The 22,058-nt window shown below is 35.3% G+C and carries 22 protein-coding genes; 10 read left to right on the top strand and 12 right to left on the bottom strand.

The genetic code is table 11. The features are described 5' to 3' along the window. Position 1 precedes the first annotated feature (1 nt). From waaA to J3U09_RS09575, 4 genes are all read left to right on the top strand, one after another. The gene (gene waaA, locus J3U09_RS09560; RefSeq protein ID WP_267358026.1) at positions 2 to 1,279 is read left to right on the top strand and encodes a lipid IV(A) 3-deoxy-D-manno-octulosonic acid transferase; all 1,278 of its coding nucleotides are present in this window, start codon (positions 2 to 4) and stop codon (positions 1,277 to 1,279) included. Further along, positions 1,276 to 2,253, top strand: a complete 978-nt coding sequence (hemH, locus tag J3U09_RS09565) for a ferrochelatase (RefSeq protein WP_267358028.1) — start codon at positions 1,276 to 1,278, stop codon at positions 2,251 to 2,253. The genes waaA and hemH overlap by 4 nt, the downstream gene beginning before the upstream one ends. A gap of 154 nt (positions 2,254 to 2,407) precedes the next feature. Next, positions 2,408 to 3,733, top strand: coding sequence for a CoA-disulfide reductase (locus J3U09_RS09570; protein WP_267358030.1), 1,326 nt, complete (start codon positions 2,408 to 2,410; stop codon positions 3,731 to 3,733). A 122-nt stretch (positions 3,734 to 3,855) separates the two neighbouring features. Then, complete coding sequence (locus tag J3U09_RS09575; RefSeq protein ID WP_267358032.1) at positions 3,856 to 5,277, top strand: cation:dicarboxylate symporter family transporter; 1,422 nt, start codon at positions 3,856 to 3,858, stop codon at positions 5,275 to 5,277. Between the two features lie 80 nt (positions 5,278 to 5,357). Here J3U09_RS09575 and galU read toward each other — a convergent pair whose 3' ends face one another. The 6 genes from galU to J3U09_RS09605 all read right to left on the bottom strand — a co-directional run bounded on the left by galU (position 5,358) and on the right by J3U09_RS09605 (position 9,375). Next, positions 5,358 to 6,272, bottom strand: a complete 915-nt coding sequence (gene galU / locus J3U09_RS09580) for a UTP--glucose-1-phosphate uridylyltransferase GalU (RefSeq protein ID WP_267358034.1) — start codon at positions 6,270 to 6,272, stop codon at positions 5,358 to 5,360. 30 nt (positions 6,273 to 6,302) lie between these two features. After that, positions 6,303 to 6,800 carry a DUF2569 domain-containing protein gene (locus J3U09_RS09585; protein ID WP_267358036.1) on the bottom strand — a complete coding sequence of 166 codons (498 nt, stop codon included), beginning with the start codon at positions 6,798 to 6,800 and terminating at the stop codon, positions 6,303 to 6,305. A gap of 10 nt (positions 6,801 to 6,810) precedes the next feature. Next, entirely contained in the window at positions 6,811 to 7,308 is a 498-nt protein-coding gene (locus tag J3U09_RS09590) for a hypothetical protein (RefSeq protein ID WP_267358038.1), read from the bottom strand. Between the two features lie 47 nt (positions 7,309 to 7,355). Beyond that, positions 7,356 to 7,466: an entericidin A/B family lipoprotein gene (locus tag J3U09_RS09595; protein WP_370632592.1), complete on the bottom strand. Its 111-nt coding sequence runs from the start codon at positions 7,464 to 7,466 to the stop codon at positions 7,356 to 7,358. A gap of 63 nt (positions 7,467 to 7,529) precedes the next feature. Further along, a complete protein-coding gene (locus J3U09_RS09600; protein ID WP_267331008.1) occupies positions 7,530 to 8,726 on the bottom strand; it encodes an aromatic amino acid transaminase in 1,197 nt (398 codons plus the stop codon). Between the two features lie 265 nt (positions 8,727 to 8,991). Beyond that, complete coding sequence (locus J3U09_RS09605) at positions 8,992 to 9,375, bottom strand: RidA family protein (RefSeq protein ID WP_065735223.1); 384 nt, start codon at positions 9,373 to 9,375, stop codon at positions 8,992 to 8,994. 146 nt (positions 9,376 to 9,521) lie between these two features. Here J3U09_RS09605 and ffh point away from each other — a divergent pair, with 146 nt between their 5' ends. Continuing rightward, positions 9,522 to 10,889: a signal recognition particle protein gene (gene ffh, locus J3U09_RS09610; RefSeq protein ID WP_267358039.1), complete on the top strand. Its 1,368-nt coding sequence runs from the start codon at positions 9,522 to 9,524 to the stop codon at positions 10,887 to 10,889. 68 nt (positions 10,890 to 10,957) lie between these two features. Here ffh and J3U09_RS09615 read toward each other — a convergent pair whose 3' ends face one another. Next, positions 10,958 to 11,830: an EamA family transporter gene (locus J3U09_RS09615; RefSeq protein ID WP_267358041.1), complete on the bottom strand. Its 873-nt coding sequence runs from the start codon at positions 11,828 to 11,830 to the stop codon at positions 10,958 to 10,960. A gap of 153 nt (positions 11,831 to 11,983) precedes the next feature. Continuing rightward, a complete protein-coding gene (ispB, locus tag J3U09_RS09620; protein WP_065561792.1) occupies positions 11,984 to 12,967 on the bottom strand; it encodes an octaprenyl diphosphate synthase in 984 nt (327 codons plus the stop codon). A gap of 154 nt (positions 12,968 to 13,121) precedes the next feature. On the opposite strand from ispB, the gene J3U09_RS09625 reads away from it, so the two are divergent. Next, positions 13,122 to 13,937 (top strand): TonB family protein, encoded by an 816-nt coding sequence (locus tag J3U09_RS09625; RefSeq protein ID WP_267331005.1) that lies wholly within the window; start codon positions 13,122 to 13,124, stop codon positions 13,935 to 13,937. Positions 13,938 to 14,028: 91 nt separating this feature from the next. Here the strand turns inward: J3U09_RS09625 and pepP are convergent, their stop codons facing one another. Further along, on the bottom strand, positions 14,029 to 15,342 hold the full coding sequence (gene pepP / locus J3U09_RS09630; RefSeq protein WP_220225521.1) for a Xaa-Pro aminopeptidase: 1,314 nt from the start codon (positions 15,340 to 15,342) through the stop codon (positions 14,029 to 14,031). A 33-nt stretch (positions 15,343 to 15,375) separates the two neighbouring features. After that, a complete protein-coding gene (locus tag J3U09_RS09635; RefSeq protein ID WP_065561789.1) occupies positions 15,376 to 15,918 on the bottom strand; it encodes a YecA family protein in 543 nt (180 codons plus the stop codon). 129 nt (positions 15,919 to 16,047) lie between these two features. Here J3U09_RS09635 and J3U09_RS09640 point away from each other — a divergent pair, with 129 nt between their 5' ends. The 4 genes from J3U09_RS09640 to crr all read left to right on the top strand — a co-directional run bounded on the left by J3U09_RS09640 (position 16,048) and on the right by crr (position 19,065). Next, entirely contained in the window at positions 16,048 to 16,374 is a 327-nt protein-coding gene (locus J3U09_RS09640; protein WP_065561788.1) for a hypothetical protein, read from the top strand. A 140-nt stretch (positions 16,375 to 16,514) separates the two neighbouring features. Continuing rightward, positions 16,515 to 16,772, top strand: a complete 258-nt coding sequence (gene ptsH / locus J3U09_RS09645) for a phosphocarrier protein Hpr (RefSeq protein WP_065561787.1) — start codon at positions 16,515 to 16,517, stop codon at positions 16,770 to 16,772. 52 nt (positions 16,773 to 16,824) lie between these two features. Continuing rightward, the gene (ptsI, locus tag J3U09_RS09650; RefSeq protein ID WP_267358042.1) at positions 16,825 to 18,552 is read left to right on the top strand and encodes a phosphoenolpyruvate-protein phosphotransferase PtsI; all 1,728 of its coding nucleotides are present in this window, start codon (positions 16,825 to 16,827) and stop codon (positions 18,550 to 18,552) included. Positions 18,553 to 18,561: 9 nt separating this feature from the next. Next, entirely contained in the window at positions 18,562 to 19,065 is a 504-nt protein-coding gene (gene crr, locus J3U09_RS09655) for a PTS glucose transporter subunit IIA (protein WP_065561785.1), read from the top strand. 93 nt (positions 19,066 to 19,158) lie between these two features. Here the strand turns inward: crr and pgi are convergent, their stop codons facing one another. Continuing rightward, positions 19,159 to 20,808 (bottom strand): glucose-6-phosphate isomerase, encoded by a 1,650-nt coding sequence (gene pgi / locus J3U09_RS09660; RefSeq protein WP_220225518.1) that lies wholly within the window; start codon positions 20,806 to 20,808, stop codon positions 19,159 to 19,161. 175 nt (positions 20,809 to 20,983) lie between these two features. Further along, positions 20,984 to 21,913 (bottom strand): homoserine O-acetyltransferase MetA, encoded by a 930-nt coding sequence (metA, locus tag J3U09_RS09665; protein ID WP_267358044.1) that lies wholly within the window; start codon positions 21,911 to 21,913, stop codon positions 20,984 to 20,986. Positions 21,914 to 22,058 lie beyond the last annotated feature (145 nt).

The raw sequence follows: 22,058 nt of genomic DNA on the forward strand, positions 1-22,058 counted from the left end.
CATGAATATTTTATATACGATTTTACTTTATTTAATCCAACCGCTTGTCTGGTTTAGACTGCTTTGGCGCAGTCGCAAAGCACCAGATTATCGTAAGCGTTGGTTAGAACGCTATGGATTTTGTAAAAATAAAGTCAAATCAGGTGGAATTTTAGTTCACGCGGTATCTGTCGGCGAAACACTCGCAGCAATTCCATTGATAAAAACACTTCAAAAACAATATCCGCAGTTACCAATTACCGTTACAACAATGACACCTACTGGCTCTAAACAAGTTAAGACGCTACTAAAAGATAGCGTTAGCCATGTCTATTTACCTTATGATTTGCCCTGTGCAATACATCGTTTTCTAAAAGCAGTTAAACCTAAATTAGTCATAATCATGGAGACCGAACTTTGGCCAAACTTAATTAGCCAATGCCATAACAAAAAAATCCCATTAATTATTGCTAATGCGCGATTATCTGAACGTTCAGCCAATAGGTATCACAAATTAGGAAAAGCGATTAGTAAACTATTAACTAAAATCAGCACTGTCGCCGCTCAAAACGAACAAGATGGAGAGCGATTTTTATCGTTAGGTTTGCCAAAAGAGCATTTAACCGTAACCGGTAGTATTAAATTTGATATTGAACTAACTGATAAACAAAGTCTTGCGCAATTAAAACAGCAATGGCAATTAAATCGACCAGTTCTTATAGCAGCGAGCACACATTCAGGTGAAGATGAAATCATTTTATCAGCATTTCAACGACTACTAAAAAATCACTCTAACTTATTACTTATCTTAGTTCCGCGTCATCCAGAACGTTTTAAAACTGTTGAAGAACTAATTTCCGATAATAAGTTAAATTATATCAAACGAAGCACGAAGCAAATCCCAACAAATCAGACGCAAGTGATTTTGGGCGACACCATGGGAGAACTATTAGAACTTTATGGCTTAGCTAATATCGCTTTTGTTGGTGGTAGCTTAATTGAGCATGGTGGTCACAATCCATTAGAACCGGCACTACACCATATTCCAATTATCAGCGGTAAATACTTTTTTAACTTTAAAGTGATTTGTGAACAGTTAATTGAAGCTAATGGTATGTTGATATGTGACAGCACAGCTGATTCACTCTATTCAACTGTAAACAGCTTATTGAATGACGACAATCGTTGTCAGCAAATGGGCGAAAACGCATATCAAGTATTAAAAAGAAACCAAGGAGCACTAAATCGCCTACTTAAGGTTACCCATCACTATCTTGAACCATATAAGGATAACCGATGAAAAACAAAAAGGGAGTATTAATTGTTAATTTAGGTACGCCAAGTGCTGCAACGCCAGAGGCAATTCGCTCTTACTTAACAGAGTTTTTACTCGATCGTCATGTTGTCGATCTTCCTGCTTTTATTTGGTATCCAATACTAAAATACCTAGTATTACCTAAACGCGTTCCCTACATCATTAACCATTATCAAAAAATATGGATAAATGAGGAATCACCATTACTCCATTACAGTAAACGCTTGATGAATCAATTACAACAAGCATTACCGGATATACAATGCGAATTAGCCATGACCTATGGTGAACCGAGCTTACAATCCGCACTAAATAATTTAAAATCATGCGAAGAAGTAACACTATTACCGTTATTTCCACAATATTCTACAACTACAACTCAGGCGGTATTAGATAAAATTAAGCAACTTATTCGTGATTGTGCGTTCAAGATTAACTATATTCGTGATTATGCAGATGACGAAAGTTATATCGATGCGCTTTATTCACAAGTGCAACAAGCTTTTTCAACGCAAGGACAACCTGATGTATTGCTTCTTTCCTATCATGGCATACCTCAAAGCTATATTGATAAACGGCAAGATGACTATGTGCAAAGATGCCAGTTAACAACCAAGTTATTGATAAAAAAATGCCAAGATAATGGTATCGACTTACCAATCAAAATGGCTTATCAATCAAAATTTGGTAAAGGGAAATGGGTTGAACCAAACACCAGCGATATATTAGAAAACCTAGCTAAAACTGGGACCAAACATGTCCATGTTATCTGCCCGGGTTTTTCAGCGGATTGCATTGAAACACTTTATGAAATTGATGAGCAAAACAGAGAAATATTTTTAGATGCTGGTGGTAAACATTTTTATTACATTCCAGCCTTAAACGATACGCCATTACAGGTGGAATTAATCAAAAATATACTTCAAAAACCCCGTTCCTCAACTTTTTTGACTAATTAATATTTATTCTAGCGATAATAAACTATCCAAAATTACATCAGCTGAACGTAAAATTGATTAAGATTAAAGCTAAATTACCAACTAATTTAACCAAGATGATAACCTGTGTTAGGATGATAGTTAAAAATTATCTGCGCTCAAAGGAGAATTATCGATGAAAATAATCATCATTGGCGCTCAAGCAGCTGGAGCAAGTGCTGCTGCAAAAGCCAAAAGAAGGGACCCCAATGCGACAATCTGTATCTATGAAAAATCAGATATAGTTTCATTTGGAGCTTGTGGATTACCTTATTTTATTGGCAATCATTTTGGTGATGAAAATGAAATGATATCCAGAACGCCAGAACAATTTGCTAAAGATGGCATTGAAATCAAAACATTACATGAAGTTATTGCTATTGATCCTCAATTAAAAAAAATCACCATCAAAGACATCAAAAACAATAATTGTTTTGAAGACGATTATGATAAGTTACTCATTGCCGTTGGGGCAACACCGATAATTCCACCTTTAAAAAATCTACAATTGGAAAATATTTTCACTTTACGTGATATGTATGATGGTCTGGCAATAAAAAAAGCTTTAAACCAAAATAGTAATGTCGTGGTCATTGGTGCCGGCTATATCGGGCTAGAAATCACTGAATCGTTAGTAAAATTGAATAAAAACGTAAAATTAATTCAATTAGATGATAGAGTTTTGACCGATGCCTTCGATCCAGAACTTACTGAGATAATTGAAGAAAATCTAAAACAACATTGTGATTTACATCTACAAGAGCAAGTACAAGGCTTTGAAGGTGAACAAAAAGTTACTCATGTTATCACCGATAAAGCTAAATATCCCGCCGACATTGTCATTATTGCCACAGGAGTAAAGCCTAATAGCGAAGTTTATAAACATCTCAATATTGAAACTCTTAGTAATGGTGCAATTGTCGTTGATAATTATGGACAAACTAACATAGCTGATATTTATGCTGCAGGCGACTGTGTCGCGCTTCATCATCGCGTTAGCCAATCAATGACTTATATTCCATTAGCGACCGGGGCGAACAAATTAGGTAAAATTGTTGGTGACAATTTAGCAGGCGGTAACAATCAATTCCCAGGAACCCTTGGGACATCAGCATTAAGAGTATTTGATATCGAAGCCGGTCGAACAGGACTAACCGAACAACAAGCTATTAAAGCCAGTATCCCATACAAAACAGTAGTAGTTAAAGATAAAAATCATAGTAACTATGTTGAAGGGCAAACTAGCGTCACGGCTAAACTTATTTATCACGCCGAAACTCGTATTTTATTAGGTGGACAGATTGCTGGGGGCAGCGGTGCTGTATTAAGAACGAATAGTTTAGCCACCGCTATTTGGGCTAATATGAAAATTGATGAATTAGCCATGATGGACTTTTTATATGCACCACCTTTTTCAAGACCATGGGATATTTTAAATATCGCTGGGGGCATTGCTAAATAGTATTGAAATATTTCAAATATTTGCAAAATTATTAAAATTCAAAATATGTGGTTTGGTTTTAATCCAAACCATAAAAGATTATTAAAAATTAATTCAATTTTATCCAAAAGCAGGGGGTAAACATGTCAGATGCCATTTTTCAGGGCACTTTTTTCGAAAAGTTCTTATCCATCACCCATTATCAAACTATAATCGGGATTGGTTTATTACTGCTTTGCTTTTTTGCCGTCATGCGACCGATGCAAACCAAAAAAGTTAATTTTTCCATTAGAATGTTAGTCGGATTGGTGCTTGGTGCTGTTATTGGTTTAGGTATTCAAGCTGCAGCCGGTTTTCCAGAAAGTTCAACTGTTTGGATGCAAGAAACAGCAACATGGTATGGTTTGTTTGGTCGTGCCTTTATTGCCTTCATACGCATGTTAGTGATTCCATTAATTTTTGTCTCAATTGTAAAAGTGATTATTGATTTTTCTGGTAAAGACAATTTGCCGAAAATAGCATTCAGAGGAATTTTTTGGTTACTATTCACTACAGCCATCGCTTGTATTGTCGGTATTATTTTAGCAAATTTACTATCATTAGGTGAGTTGAGTTCAGCATCAACCAAAACGGCTACCGCCAAACAATATACCAATATTATTGATACTTTCGTGAATCTTATTCCAAGTAATATCATCGGCTCTATGGTAAAAGAGAATATTGTAGGCTTAGTTATCTTTTCAGCATTGATGGGACTTGCCGCAAACCGAATGGAAAAAAAGAATCCACAACCTATTGCTCTTTTTAAAACCTTTATTGAAGCGCTTTATAAAATTATCATGTCAATTGCCATGACGGTTATTAAATATATGCCTTATGCGGTGATTGCTTTACTTGCTCGTACAATTATTTCAAACGGTATCCCAGCAATTATTGATGTATCAAGCTTTGTATTAGCGATTTACCTTGCAACCATAATAATGCTTGTTGTGCATATTGTGATTGTCATGCTTCATGGAATTTCACCTATCGTATTTATCAAAAAAGCACTTGGCACATGGTTACTTGCTTTCACTAGCCGCTCATCTGTTGGTACATTACCGATGACTATCTCAACATTGACCGTCAGAATGGGCGTCAATACAGGTACAGCGAATCTAGTTGGCTCACTCGGAAGTACAATGGGAATGAATGGCTGCGCTGGCTTTTTCCCAGCCTTACTCGCGGTTATGGTTGCTCATATGGTAGGCATTAATACTGATATTCAATTCTATATAATGCTAGTCATTGTGGTAGTTATCGGATCAATTGGTATCGCAGGTATTCCAGGCACTGCAACAGTTGCAGCGACTGTTGTACTTTCAGGCATGGGTATGGCTGAATACTTCCCATTAATTGGTATGGTTTTAGCCGTCGATCCAATCATTGATATGGCCAGAACGTTAGCTAATGTATCTGGAGCAATGACCGCTGCAATAGCAACCGATCATGAAGTTGAATTAATGAATATGGATATTTATAATGATCCTAATGTGACTTTGGATAATGAACAGTCTGAAGTTTAACAATAAAGATAATTTTCAGTTTAATTTAATTAACAAAAAGACGCCAATTGGCGTCTTTTTATATCAGCGGAAAAACAAAACTAAATGGTTTTTAACCATGCTTTAACATCATCACCCAAACTTTTGTGACGCATTGCGTATTGTACAAAAGTTTGTACATAACCCAATTTATTACCACAGTCATGGCTTCGGCCTTTAATACAGTATGCATCCACTCGATCTTCATCAAGTAACATCGCAATTGCATCAGTCAATTGGATTTCACCTCCAGCACCTAAAGGCGTTTTAGCTAAAAGTGGCCAAATTTTTTCAGATAAAACGTAACGCCCAACAACTGATTGGTTAGATGGAGCTTCTTCAATTAACGGTTTTTCAACTACACTATACATTTGCGCTATATTACCAGCTGATAACTCTTCACCACGGCAGTCAACAATACCATAAGATGAAACAAGGTCTTTTGGCACAGGTTCGACCATGATTTGGCTATGTTTAGTGTTATGATAATTATTAATCATCGCCGCTAAATTATCTTGAGCAAGATCACTATCATACTCGTCAATAATCACATCCGGTAATACTACAGCAAAAGGCTCATCACCAACCAAAGGATAAGCACAAAGCACAGCATGACCAAGTCCTTTTGCTAACCCCTGGCGAACACTAGTAATCGTCACGTTTTTTGGCAGAATCCCTTGTACTTCTTGCAAAAGTTGACGTTTAACTCGGGCCTCAAGCATAGCTTCAAGCTCAAAACTGGTGTCAAAGTGATTTTCTATAGAATTTTTAGACGAGTGCGTTACAAAAATAATTTCAGTTATCCCTGCCGCAATACACTCTTTGACAACATACTGAATAAGTGGTTTATCAACCACAGGTAACATCTCTTTAGGAATCGCTTTGGTTGCAGGCAACATTCTTGTGCCAAGACCAGCAACAGGAATAACTGCTTTTTTAACTTTTCCTTTAACAGATGATTCAAAATTTAATGGCATTTTAATTCCTTAAAATAATAAAATGATAAATTAATTAATTATATTGTTATGACTTTTACATTGTCCTTCAACAAAGGTATTTGCAACTCGCTCTGATCTTAATATATAAGCAGCCCAAATACCGCTCCAAATGAGTTGTCTTACTATTTTAGCTATATCGCTTGTTTCAATCGGAAGTTTAACATAATGATAAGAAAAAAATTGATCCAAAAGAACAAAAGTACATGAAGTTACTAGATAACCAATCATATAATAAGGAAATTTATAGTTTTTAGTAAAAAAAAGATAAAGCAAATAAAGGGCAAAAGGAATTAAAATCGCGTTAAGACCTAATTCCACTGGTAAAACCCAACTAAAATTAGGAATATAATATTCAGAAGCAGGATTGATAAAATCACCCCAATGGTCTTTGAAAATCATAACAATAAAACCGATAGCGAATAGATTTACTACAATCGAAAATATGATAAATATTGCAATAACTATAAGCCAGCCACCTATTCCCTTAAGTTTTGGATTATCCGTCATATAAAGATCCTTAATTAATAATAGATAAATCATTAAATTTAATTAATGACGAATTATCACTGTCTTTAGCTAAAGAATCAATGGAAATATAAACAATTTGACACGTTTCTAACACAGCTTCTTTAACAACAAACTTTGCTTTACGATCGCGTTCTTCTTTCTGTTTGGCGCTAATGTAAAGATCATCATAACCATCATCATACATTGATGCTTTTTCAAATATATTAGTACTACGCCAAAAAGTCTCTTTTGGATAATCTCGCTCAAAAGTTTGACCTGTTAATTTGCCTTTTAAGCCAGCATAACTCATGGGTAAGTGTCGACTAGCTCGACTTTGTGAAAGATAAATATGGGGATATTGTGTAAAATTGGATTCAAGTTGGTTTAACTTAAATTCAACACCAGAACGATTTTGATACTGGCAATTATCCATGATTAAAGGTGCAGTTCGAAAGTTCAACGAACCACACCCTACAAGTAAAAATGCTAAAATAAATAGTCGATACATATGGTTTTGTTTGCTTTTAAGAAGCTATAAGCAAACCCATTTATTATTTACAATTTTTCACTAACATCTTCGGCAGTATTGGTAATAGCTTTACCGCCAGATTGCACGTCTTTACCTACACCTTTAACCGTGTTACAACCTACTACAAGTGTTGTCATCGCGATACTTACCAATAAAATAAATACTTTACGTAACATGTGATTCTCCTCTAGTTAGTCACATTATGATTTGATTGTGGCAAATGCTTCTGCTACACGATGTATATTATGGTGATTTAAACCCGCCACACACATTCTCCCGCTGCCCACCAAATAAACAGCGAAATCATCTTTTAGTTGTGCGACTTGCTCTTTAGAAAAACCGGTGTAACTAAACATACCTCTTTGTTTAAGTAGGTAGTCAAAATTCTGTTTAGGTGCTGCTGTTTTTAATAAATCGACTAATGTTGAGCGCATGATAACAATACGATTACGCATTGATTCGACTTCTTTAAACCATAAAGCTTTAAGTTCAGCATTATTTAATACGTATGATACAAGTTGTGCACCGTAAGCGGCAGGACTAGAATAATTTCGACGAACCGTTGCTTGTAATTGACCAAACACTCGATTAGCCACTTGGTTATTATCACATAAAACGGATAAACCGCCCACTCGCTCACCATAAAGTGAAAAAGTTTTAGAAAACGAATTGCTGATAAACCCACACAATCCTCGCTCAGCCACTTTTTTTATTGCATAACTATCACTTTCGATACTTTCGCCAAAACCTTGGTAAGCGATATCCATAAATGGAATGAGATCTCGGTTTTGTAAAACATCAATCACTTTGTCCCATTGTTGGTTTGTTAATTCTGCACCAGTTGGGTTATGGCAGCAAGGATGCAATAACACAATACTTTTAGCTGGTAAGGTATTTAGTGTTTCAAGCATCGCATCAAAATTCACGCCACAAGTCTGAGGATCAAAATAAGGGTATTTATTTACCTTAAATCCTGCGCCATTAAAAATGGCAATATGATTCTCCCAAGTTGGATCACTAACCCAAACTTGAGAATCAGGAAAATAACGATATAAAAAGTCAGCACCGACTTTCAGCGCACCTGATCCCCCTAATGTTTGAACAGTGGCAATCCGCTTTGTTTGAAAAGCAGGATTATCTTCACCAAAAAGCAATGATTGGATTGCCTGACAATAACTCGGTAAGCCACTCATCGGCAAATAAAGTTGTGCGCCTTGTTGATGATGATAAATATAGTCACGAGCCGTTTTAATACACGATAATTGAGGAACCACACTATTTTCATCATAATAATAACCAATACTCAAATTGGTCTTGTTTTCGCGCTTATCATTATTGAATTCAGCGACTAATGATAATATTGGATCCCCTGCGTACGACTCTACTTTTTCAAACATTTTCCCAACCTAATTAAATCAGTAAATATCAATAGATAATTGTAGATTATTGCACCAACTTAATTGGCAATCAATCACTAAATAATAGTTTAAATATAAATAATTTTAGGATAATAAAATAGACCGTTTAAAAGACTGATTTGGATATAAAACGTTAGAATAGATGGTCAAAAAAGGGATTTTAAATAAAAAAAACCTCAAAAACCCCGTTCCTCAACTTTTTTTACTTCATTAGCACCTTTCGGTGCTAACAATTATAAGTCGATTATTTAACCGCAATAACTTCTATTTCAACTTTCGCATCTTTAGGAATGCGAGCAACTTGCACACAAGAACGAGCAGGGAATGTTGCCTGATTCTCTGTAAAAAATGCCTCATAGACACTATTCACATCCGCAAAATCATTCATATCCGCTAAAAAAATCGTCGTTTTAACGATATTTTTAACTTGATATCCTGCCTCAGTAACAATTGCTTTTACATTCGCTAAACTTTGTTTAGCTTGCTCTTTGACACAACTTGGCATCTCACCTGTAGCTGGATTAATTGGAATTTGACCTGAAGCAAATAACATGTTGCCCAAATCAACACCTTGAACATAAGGGCCTATTGCTGCTGGTGCTTTGTTGGTATTAACAACTTTTACCATATATGATTTCTCCTTTCATCTTGTTATGCATCTCATTTCAACAGGAACCAAATTTGGTGTCAAGTCATGGTAAATTTATGATCATGGGACTTCTGCCAATTTTCTGATATGATAGTTGAAAATTTTTTCATTTGTTGAGAGTTAGCATGTTTGAGAATTTAACTGACCGTTTATCACAGACATTTCGCAATATTAGTGGGCGTGGACGCTTATCTGAAGATAATATCAAAGATGCCCTACGTGATGTCCGTATGGCATTACTTGAGGCTGATGTTGCCCTACCTGTGGTACGAGAATTTATTAACCAAGTTAAACAAAAAGCTGTTGGTTTAGATGTTAATAAAAGCCTAACACCAGGCCAAGAATTCATCAAAATCGTTCAAGCAGAACTTACTACAGCTATGGGTGAAGTTAATAGTTCACTTAACTTAGCCACCCAGCCTCCAGCCGTCATTCTCATGGCAGGTTTGCAAGGTGCGGGTAAAACTACCAGCGTCGCAAAACTAGCAAAATTTTTAAAAGAAAAACAGAAAAAGAAAGTGTTAGTTGTCTCTGCCGACGTTTATCGCCCTGCGGCAATAAAACAGTTAGAAACACTAGCTAAAGCAATTGATGTGGAGTTCTTCCCGTCAGATATCAATCAAAAACCTATTGATATTGTTAACAAAGCAATTTCACATGCTAAATTACAATTTTTTGATGTCCTTATTGTCGATACCGCTGGTCGATTACATGTCGATAGCGAGATGATGGATGAAATCAAAGCACTGCATGATGCAATCAATCCAATTGAAACGTTATTTGTGGTCGATGCCATGACCGGGCAAGATGCTGCTAATACGGCAAAAGCATTTAATGACGCATTACCTTTGACCGGGGTTATTTTAACTAAGGTGGATGGTGATGCTCGTGGCGGTGCGGCGTTATCGATTCGTCATATTACCGGTAAACCAATCAAATTCTTAGGGATGGGTGAAAAGACGGATGCATTAGAACCTTTTTATCCTGACCGTATCGCTTCACGTATTTTAGGGATGGGTGATGTACTCTCTTTAATTGAAGAGTTACAGAGTAATATTGATCGTGAAAAGGCAGAGAAAATCGCCAAGAAACTCAAAAAAGGCGATAAGTTTGATTTTAATGACTTCCAAGATCAACTTCGACAAATGCGTAATATGGGTGGAATGGGCGCTATGCTGGCTAAACTACCTGGCGTTGGTCAACTTCCTGATCATATCAAAGCACAGATGGATGATAAAATCACCATCAAGATGGAAGCCATAATTGGTTCGATGACATTAAAAGAACGAGCTAATCCCGAAATCATCAAAGGCTCACGCAAACGCCGCATTGCTAATGGTTCAGGTACCCAAGTGCAAGATGTTAACAAGCTGCTTAAGCAGTTTGAAGATATGCAAAAAATGATGAAAAAGATGAAAGGTGGTGGCATGATGAAGATGATGCGCCAAATGAAAGGTCTAATGGGTGGAGGCATGGGCTTCCCACCTAGATAACATTTTACTTCGCTTTTCTTTCAATAAAATACTATCGTGCAAAGTTACACGATAGTATTTCAATAAACTCAATTTTCTCGATTTAGCGCTTTAATTTTGGTTGGACGCTGCATAGTTAATACAGTACCAATCGATGAAACTATAATAAATAGAATAGCAATCCATTGATAATGAGTTAACTGTTCGTGTAAAACAATTAATCCAGAAAACGCAGCAAATACAGGTGACAAGCTCATTAAAGTACTAAAAGTTTGTGCGGGTAATCGTGGCAAAGCGATCATATCCAGGCCATATGGAATAGCAGACGCCAATAATGAAACGACAAAAACGAGAGGCAACAGATCCATCGAAAACATTGTGCTACCACTGTGCCATACACCAATAGGAAAGAGTAATATTGAGGCAATAATCGAACCTACCGCAACACTTGAGGCACCATAAATTTCACCCGCTTTTCGCCCAAAAACAATATAACCAGCCCAACAGCTTCCTGCACATAAAGCTAGTAATATACCGATAGGATCCAAATCGTTAGAAGCCTGATGAATAGGAAGCAACATCCCCAATCCAATGATCGCAATAGCTAACCAAACAAAATCAGTTAATCGGCGCCCAGAAAACATCGCAACCATAATTGGTCCAGTTAACTCTATTGCCACAGCAATTCCTATTGGGATTCGAGATATGGCATTATAAAAAGCCAAATTCATACATCCCATAGCGACACCATACAAAATAATATATTTAATGGCTGGCTTAGTAATAGTTTTACGCCAAGGTTTAAAGATTATTACCAATAAAATCGCTGAGAAAAACAACCGCCATGCTGTCATCGCCTCAGGCCCTAGTACAGGAAACAAGTATTTAGCAAATGAAGCACTTGCTTGCACTGATATCATCGAAATAAAAATTAAAAAAACAGGCCAAGATCTTTTGAGCATAATGACTACCTAGATTAAAGTAATTGCATATTAAGGGAAGCAATTTGTTTACATAGCAACGTAAAATCAATTTAAGATTATTACGATATTTCGCTAAAAGCTTTATTATTAAACGAATCGTATAAATAATATTTTTTCAATATCACATCACGTTTAGTTATCCCTTTTTACTGATAGTAAAGCCAGATCTTGTAGCGCTTTTTTATAAGGGGAATCAGGTAAGATTGAAATAACATTGAATGCTTTATTGGCCTCTTGTTGAGCCGTTTTTAAAGTAAATTCAAGAGATCCACACGACTGCATAACTTTTAAAATATGATCTAATAAATGCCTGCCATTACCTTGCTCGATAGCTTGACGGATTAATGTCGCATCTTCTGAATTAGCATGATGCATTGCATGCAATAATGGTAAGGTTGGTTTACCTTCATTGAGATCATCACCCAAATTTTTACCTAATTTTTGATTACTATCCGCACTATAATCTAATAAGTCATCAATAATTTGAAAGGCGGTTCCCAAGTATTTTCCATACTCTTGCAGTGCAAATTCTTGCTCTGGTGTTGCTCCTGCTAATACTGCTGCTGAATGCGATGTTGCTTCAAACAGTCTTGCTGTTTTGCGATAAATAACTTGTAAGTATTGCTCTTTAGTAATATCAGGATCATTACAATTTATCAGCTGTTGAACTTCACCTTCAGCAATAATATTTGTTGCTTCTGACATTATCTTCAATACTTTGAATGATTCTGTGCGTACCATCATTTGGAAAGATCTTGTGTAAATATAATCACCAACTAAGACACTTGCCGCATTACCAAATAGCGCATTAGCGGTTGATTTACCTCGCCGTAAATCAGATTCATCAACAACATCATCATGCAATAAAGTTGCAGTGTGAATAAATTCGATAAAAGCTGCGGTAATAATATGTTTATCACCCTGATAATTAAGCGCTTTAGCTATTAACAAGGCAATAACTGGGCGAATCCGTTTTCCACCACTACTAATGATGTAATTCCCTAATTGATTAATTAGTACAACATCGGAACTAAGTTCTGCTTGTATTGCTTCATTAACTTTAACTAAATCATCTTGCACTAGATCGAGTATTTGTTTTATCGATGGATTATTCATCAGTCTAACCACTACAAATGGGAGATATTTATTTACTATTATCTGATAAATATTTTTATGCAACAAGTACTGCTAAATCATATTTAAAAAAATACTACAAATGATAAGCATTTTCATTTAGAATACACACCTTAAATGAACATTAATTACTGTTATGAAGATCAACTTTGATATAGATATCAACAACGAAAAAGAGCCGCAATCACCTGCTTCTAATAAGCAAAAGGATGCCTATATATATACATCGATCTCTGTAATATCACATTTATTTTTATTTGGATTATTGTTCAGCTCTGCTCTATTTGCAAATAATATCGTTGTTGATGAAGGTGATAATTCAATTAAAGCTGTTATGATTGACCTTACTCAGTTAGCAGCTCCGGAACAATCATTGGTTGAAGAAACACCTGAAATCAAAGGTGCTGAAAACAGTGAAATCATTGACAATAAACCAATTGAAGAACCAGTCGTAGAGCCAGAAGTCGTTGAAGAAAAGATTCCGGAACCTACACCTGAAATAGAACAAAAAAAACCAGCAACAGAGCCAGATAAACCAGTTATTGTTAAACCTAAACCAAATAAGAAAAAACCACCGACACAAAAATCATCTCGTCAACAAGTTAGACAAGATGTGACAAGTGATAATATAGCAAATACTTCAGTAGCTCCTAAAATATCTGATAATCGACAATATTCTGGTAATCCCTCTCCAATTAGTCGTAATCGACCAGAATATCCTCGAAGAGCACTAGATATGCGCTTAGAAGGTTATGTTGTTGCTATGTTTGATGTAACTAGTGAGGGCCGTGTTGAAAATATTAGGATTATTGAAGCCCAACCTAATAATATTTTTAATCGCTCGGTTATCTCAGCAATGAAAATGTGGAAATATAAGCCGATTGCCGGAAAAGATCTCAAAATAAAAATTGTTTTCAATCGTGATAGTTCAATTAGCTTAGGAAGCAATTAATCACTCATTCCTCAATCAATAACTATTATTAAATAAAAAACTGTAAAAGCACTAATTTTATAATTCAATTAGTGCTTAGTTGATAAATAGTTTATCTATTCTTTTGCATTAAAAGTTCAATTTCCTGCGGTTGTTTAGGTACCGTTGAGGTTAAAATTTCGTTGCCAGATTCGGTAACCAAAATATTATCTTCGATACGAATCCCAATACCTTTATAACATTCTGGCACATCAGCATCTTTATTAATATAAAGTCCAGGCTCAACGGTTAAGACCATACCCGGAGCGAGTATGCGATCACGATCACTGCCAACATCATGCACATCAATACCTAACCAGTGACCTAATCCATGCATATAGAATGCTAAATAAGCTTTGTTTGTAATCAATGTTTCAACATCACCTTGCATAATTCCAAGCTTAACTAATCCTTCAACCATAATCCGAATAATTTTTTGATTAACTAATGATATTGAGGTGCCTGGTTTCAATAATTTGATAGCTGTACATTGCGCAGTTAACACAATGTTATATATTTCGAGTTGTGCTTGACTAAATTTACCATTAATCGGAAATGTTCGAGTAATATCACCTGCATAATAATGATATTCACAACCTGCATCAATTAAGACTAAATCGCCATCTTTGAGCGTGTCGCTATTATTTTCATAATGCAATATACAACCATTATTACCTCCGCCAACAATAGTATTATATGACGGCCATCGAGCGCCATGCCATGCAAACTCATGTAATATTTCAGCTTCTAATTGATATTCATACCAATTAGCCTGGCATTTTTGCATTGCCCGAATATGTGCTTGAGCACTGATTTCGCACGCTTTACGTAAAAGAGCCATTTCATATTCAGACTTAAACATTCGCATTTCATGAACAATTGGTCGCCAATCAATAACTGTACTCGGCGCAGAAAGTTTGAATCGAGCACCTTGCCGTAATGTATTGATTGCTTTCTTAATTATCTCGTCAGCATAATCATATAGTTGGTCTGCATAATAAATTGCTTTTTTTCCATTTATTAAATTTGGTAAAACACTCTCTATATCATCGAAAAGATAAGCCTCATCGACTAAAATCTTTGTTAATGCCTCTTGCTGGCCTAAGCGATAGCCAGTCCATGTTTCGGCTAAAGGATCTTTCTTGCGATTAAATAAAATATATCGTCCTTGACCGTCTTGTTGCTTAATTATTGCCAAAAGCGCTTCTGGCTCTGCAAAAAAAGTAAAATACCAAAAGTCACTATCTTGTCTATAAGGATAGTGGGTATCATTACTTCGTTTAACTTCTGGTGAAGCAAAAAATAAGGCAATGCTATTTGGCTCCATCTGAGCCAATAATTTATTTCGCCGATCTAGCAGTTCTGTCTTGGTCTGAATATCTATCATAGCGTTTACCTTGATAATCAGTAATATCGTATATTAGTGAAGTGTTGGTGTGATATCGGGTTCATTAAATTCATCAAAACATAACATCGCCGTAATGCGAACGTACTCTTTGATCTCTTCAAATGCAAAGCCCAGCTCTTGCTGATCTTCATCTTCATCATAACCGAGTTTAGCTATTTGTCTTAGATCATATATTGCTTCACCCACATCACCTTTAACTCGATTAAGTTTAGGTTGAACTAAACCAATACCCAATAAAAAATGATTTACCCATCCCACTAAATCGTCAATTTGTGTAAACAAATCTTGCTCACCAAGTAGAAGTTGGAACTCAAAATCTTCATCAATAAATTGTTGTTTAGTTGTATGATATAATTCTTCCACTTCCTTATTTAAAGGTTCAGCTATTTTTTGCCCATCATTCAACATGTCTTGAACTAACACTCTCCAACTTTCGTCATGATTTCCTCCAGCTAATAAGCCAGATAAGAATCCATGTAACTCGGCTGCAGTTATGCCAACTTTATTTTGGATAAGTTGACGATTAAGCTCGTCATAAATCTTGGTATTAGTCATTAACTCCACCTTATTAGTTTGTAATAATAGTGAAAATACATCCCTCTGCACTTTCACTCATTATTAGTATATAATTTGTGCCTAGCTGTAAATAATAAACAGGTTATTGTGCTTTATAAAGGAATTATTTTGAACATTTTTAGATTAATTTTAACATCACTGTATATAGTTATATCGTTAACTGCTTGTAGTTCATGGCTGAAAAATAAAGGTGTGATTGTTCTTGATGTACAGAATAATACCTATATAACCAGCCAAGACTTACCTAAAGATTATCAGTTAGGCAATGGAGAACAAGAACTTGATAAGTTTGAAGCTTTCTGCCGAGACGAGATCCGTGCCTCACAACTAGATGGTAGTGAAGAGATGGTATTTGAAAATATCAAACGAGGAATTCACGGTCAGGTTGAATTTAAAAAATGTAGTGATAGAGTCACTCGAATTTACCGATATTAATAAATATTTCAGCTTACTTTGTAAAGTATCGCTAATAAGATTGACTAATTGTCACATATCCGTGAAATCTTACTAGCCTTTCAAGCTGTTTTTATTTATATTGTCGCATGAACAAATATATTTTTGGGAGTAAAATAATTATGTACAAGCAAGATGTAACCATTACTGCATCGAACGGTCTTCACACCCGCCCTGCTGCACAATTTGTAAAGGAAGCTAAAAACTTCAATTCTGAAATTACTGTCACATCAAATGGAAAAAGTGCAAGTGCTAAAAGCTTATTCAAATTACAAACATTAGGCTTAACTCAAGGTACAACTATTACTATTTCAGCCGAAGGTGAAGATGAAAAAGAAGCAGTAACTCATTTAGTAAAATTAATTCCTGAATTGGAATAATACTCCCATGTTAGCGTTGAACGGTTTTAATATTAGATAAGGATTAAATGTTATGGTATCAGGTATACTTGTTTCCCCAGGTATCGCTTTTGCAAAAGCGCTATTATTAAAAGAAGAACCTATTGTTATAAATAATAGGCAAATTCTTGATAACAAAATTGACGCTGAAATTGATCGTTTTAAAGAAGCACGTGAAAAATCAAGCGAACAATTACATGCGATCATGGAACGAGCTAAAACCACTTTAGGTGAGGATAAAGCTGCTATTTTTGAAGGTCATATCATGCTTCTTGAAGATGAAGATCTTGAACAAGAAGTTATTTCACGCATCAAAAGTAAACACTCAAGTGCTGACGCAGCTGTCCAATCTGTATTTGAAACCCAAGCAAAAGAGTTAGAAAATCTAGATGATGAATATCTAAAAGAACGTGCTGCCGATATCCGTGATATTGGTAAACGACTGCTAAAAAATATTTTAGGCATCGAAATTGTTGATCTAAGTGCTATTAGCCAACCTTGTATTTTAGTTGCGACTGATTTAACACCGTCTGAAACTGCTCAATTAAATTTAGATATGGTGTTAGGTTTCATCACTGATGCGGGAGGGCGCACTTCACATACATCAATCATGGCCCGTTCATTAGAAATTCCAGCAATCGTGGGTACATCTAATGCAACACAAGAAATCAAACAAGGTGATTTTGTTATTTTAGATGCAATCAACAATGCTATCTACATTAATCCAGATCATGCAACTCAAGAAAAACTAAAACAAGTACAAACAAAATATCTTGCTGATAAAGAAGAGTTAGCAAAATTAAAAGATCTACCAGCTGTAACACTTGATGGTCATCAAGTTGAAATTTGTGCAAATATTGGTACTGTTCGTGATATTGCTGGTGCAGATCGTAATGGTTATGAAGGTGTTGGACTTTATCGTACAGAATTCTTATTCATGGATCGTGAAGCTTATCCTAATGAAGATGAACAATTCAAAGCATATAAAGAAGTTGCTGAATCAACTAATGGCCTATCAGTTATTGTTCGTACAATGGATATCGGTGGTGACAAAGATGTACCATATATGCATTTACCAAAAGAAGAAAATCCATTCTTAGGTTGGCGTGCAATTCGTATCTGTTTAGATCGTAAAGAAATACTACATGCACAGTTACGAGCAATCTTACGCGCTTCTGCATTTGGTAAATTGCGTATTATGTTCCCAATGATTATTTCGGTAGAAGAAATTCGTATTCTAAAATCTGAAATTAATATCCTTAAAGAACAATTAACATCTGAAGGTAAAGCATTCGATAAAAGCATTGAAATTGGTGTGATGATCGAAACACCAGCCGCTGCGGTTATTGCTAGACATTTAGCTAAAGAAGTTGATTTCTTTAGTATTGGAACTAACGATTTAACCCAATATACACTTGCTGTTGACCGTGGTAATGAGCTTATTTCACATCTTTATAATCCACTTTCACCATCAGTATTAACATTGATTAAAAATGTAATCGATGCTTCTCACAAAGAAGGTAAATGGACAGGAATGTGTGGAGAGCTTGCTGGTGATGAAAGAGCAACAATTTTATTACTAGGTATGGGGCTTGATGAGTTCAGTATGAGTGCGGTATCAATTCCTAAAATCAAAAAATTAATTCGTAATACGAATTATGAAGAAGCGAAGAAATTTGCTGATACTGTTCTTGAAAAAGCAACAGATAAAGAAATAACCGATTTAATTGAAAAATATACTGCTGAAAAGCAAATTTGTTAGGAGGCAATGATGGGTTTATTCGATAAAATAAAGCAATTTGTATCTGATGATAACAAAAACAGCATCGAAATTATTGCACCTCTTAGTGGTGAAATCGTTAAGATCGAAGATGTGCCAGATGTAGTTTTTGCAGAAAAAATCGTTGGTGATGGTGTTGCTATAAAACCTTCTGGTAATAAAATTGTAGCACCATTAAATGGTAAAATTGGTAAAATTTTTGAAACCAATCATGCATTTGCTATTGAATCAGATGAAGGTATCGAACTTTTTGTTCATTTCGGTATAGATACGGTGGAATTAAAAGGTGAAGGTTTTACACGAGTTGCCGAAGAAGGACAACAAGTTAAAATTGGAGATACTATCATCGAAATCGATCTGCCTTTACTTGAAAGTAAAGCCAAATCAGTGTTAACACCAGTTGTAATATCTAATATGGAAACTGTTGTTGAATTAACTAAGTTATCCGGCTCAGTTGAGGCAGGTAAAACACCAATTATGCGTGTTAAAAAATAACATCGCACAAAGTTACTACCCATAAAAAAACCTTCAGTTTTCACTGAAGGTTTTTTATTGAGAATAATCAAACATAGAGTTCAAATAATTCGTTTAACGCCATTTTTTGTATTGATTAATCAAGCTGTTGGTTGATTCATCATGCGAGCTGACTGGTTTATCATCAGCAAGTTCAGGTAAAATGCGACCAGCTAACTGTTTACCCAATTCAACCCCCCACTGATCGAAGCTAAAGATATTTAAAATAACACCTTGCGTGAAGATTTTGTGCTCATACATCGCCACTAATGCGCCTAAAGTGTACGGTGTAATTTTTTTCACTAAAATAGAGTTAGTCGGTTTATTGCCTTCAAAAACTTTAAATGGAACAATAGATTTAACTTCTTCAAGCTTTTTACCAGCAGCAAGAAACTCTTGTTCTACTTGTTGAGCAGTCTTACCAAAAGCTAAAGCTTCTGTTTGAGCAAAAAAGTTAGAAAGCAATTTAGGATGATGATCGCCAACTGGATTATGACTAATTGCCGGTGCAATAAAATCACAAGGAATAAGTTTAGTACCTTGGTGAATTAATTGATAAAACGCATGTTGACCATTTGTCCCTGGTTCACCCCAAATAATAGGACCTGTAGTATAAGTAGTCTTGTTGCCATTACGATCAACACTTTTACCATTTGATTCCATATTCCCTTGCTGAAAATAAGCTGCAAAGCGATGCATATATTGATCATAAGGTAGAATAGCCTCGGTTTCTGCACCATAGAAGTTATTGTACCAAATCCCAATTAAAGCAAGTAATGTTGGGATATTTTTTTCAATTGGTGTGCTTTGGAAATGTTTATCCATCGCATGTCCACCAGCTAAAAACTGTTTAAAGTTTTCAAAACCAATTGAAAGTACAATTGATAAGCCGATTGCAGACCAAGAAGAATAACGACCACCAACCCAATCCCAAAATTCAAACATATTGGCAGTATCAATACCAAATTTTTCTACTTCTTTGGCATTGGTTGATAAAGCTACAAAGTGAAGCGCAACAGCTTTATCATCTTTTGCAGCATCAAGTAACCATTGACGAGCGGTTTGTGCATTAGTCATAGTTTCTTGAGTTGTAAAGGTCTTCGATGCAACTAAAAATAGCGTTGTTTCTGGATTTAAACCTTTTAAAGCTTCAACAATGTGAGTACCATCGACATTAGAAACAAAGTGCATAGTTAGATGGTTTTTATAAGGGCGTAATGCTTCGGTAATCATCACTGGTCCTAAATCTGAACCTCCAATTCCGATATTAACTACATCAGTAATCGCTTTACCAGTATAGCCTTTCCATTCACCACTAATAATTTTTTTACTAAAGGATTCCATCTTCGCCAGCACAGCATTGACGTCATCCATAACATTTTTACCATCAACATAAATTGGTGAATTTGATACATTGCGAAGCGCAATATGTAAAACGGCTCGGTTTTCGGTCCGATTAATTTTTTCACCACTGTACATGGCATTAATAGCCCCGCTTAAATCACACTCGTCAGCGAGCTGATAAAGTTGCTTTAAGGTCTCCTCAGTAATGCGGTTTTTAGACAGATCAACCAAGAACTCATCTTCAAAAGGAATACTTAACTTTTCAACTCGTTTAGGTTCATCTTTTAGAATTTGAGCAATCGTCTTATCGCAATGCTTCTGATAACTAACTTGAAGGGACTTCCAAGCGGATGTAGTAGTTGGATCTATTGACTTTAACATAACTTATTCCTTAATTAATATAGCACTATTAACCATGATATAACTATGGATAACATGATGCAAGATAAGGATTTATCCATTCAAATTAAGTTAGTTGAAAAATTCTATCTACTGGTAATTAATTAAACTTTTTTACCAGTAGGTATCTAGTTTATAAATTTATTTACTTTCCCATTTAATCAATTGTCAAATTGCGAGTTGTTAAATCAAATGGTGTTAATTGATAAACATAATAATTGAGCCAGTTACTAAATAATAAATAAGCATGGCTTCGCCATGTGGCTTTTGGCGTTAAATTTGGGTTATTTTCAGGAAAATAGTTGTATGGAATTTCCGGATTTATTCCAGCTTTCAAATCTCGATTATATTCATTAGATAAGGTGAAGGAGTCATATTCTGGATGCCCTGTTACAAAAGCCATACGTTTATCCGCAGTTGCCATCAAATATGGACCGGTTAAATCTGATTCAGCTAAAATCGTCAAATCAGTATAGCTTTTAATTTTATCTATTGGAAAATCAGCATTACGTGAATGTGGTGCTAAAAAAGTATCGTCAAAACCTCGAGTTAAAAGTGCATTAGGTTGTATGATTTGATGTTGATAGACGCCTGACAATTTTTGTGAACGAGTAAATTTTGGCATATCATAGAGTACATTTAATGCAGCTTGTACAGCCCAACAAACAAACATTGTTGAAGTAACATGATCTTTTGCCCAAGTAATTATTTCAGCTAATTTTGGCCAATACACTACATCTGAAAATGCGACTTTACCTAATGGTGCGCCAGTTATGATAAGACCATCAAAATTCTGCTCACGAATATCTTCAAAATCACAATAAAAGCTATTTAAATGCTCTACAGGGGTATTTTTGGATTCACGTTGATCAATACGCAAGAGTTGAATATTGACTTGTAAAGATGAATTGGAAAGCAAACGTAAAAACTGATTTTCAGTTTCGATCTTTTTAGGCATTAAATTTAAGAAGAGAAGCTTTAGTGGACGAATTTCTTGAGTATTAGCACGAGTTGAAGTCATCACAAATACATTTTCATTACGTAACACATCTACTGCCGGTAATGAATCTGGAATACATATAGGCATATTAAAAGCTCCTATTAATTACTTTTTATAACATTTCAAATAGACGTCTAGAAATCCATATAGCTAAATATAGTGTTTTTTAGAAAGATTGTCGAGCGTTTTGTTAGAAAAAATAGATATAATATTTTAAACAAAATCAGAACAA

Origin of the sequence: Gilliamella sp. B2889 (assembly GCF_026536885.1) — a bacterium.
Lineage (GTDB): Bacteria > Pseudomonadota > Gammaproteobacteria > Enterobacterales > Orbaceae > Gilliamella > Gilliamella apicola_E.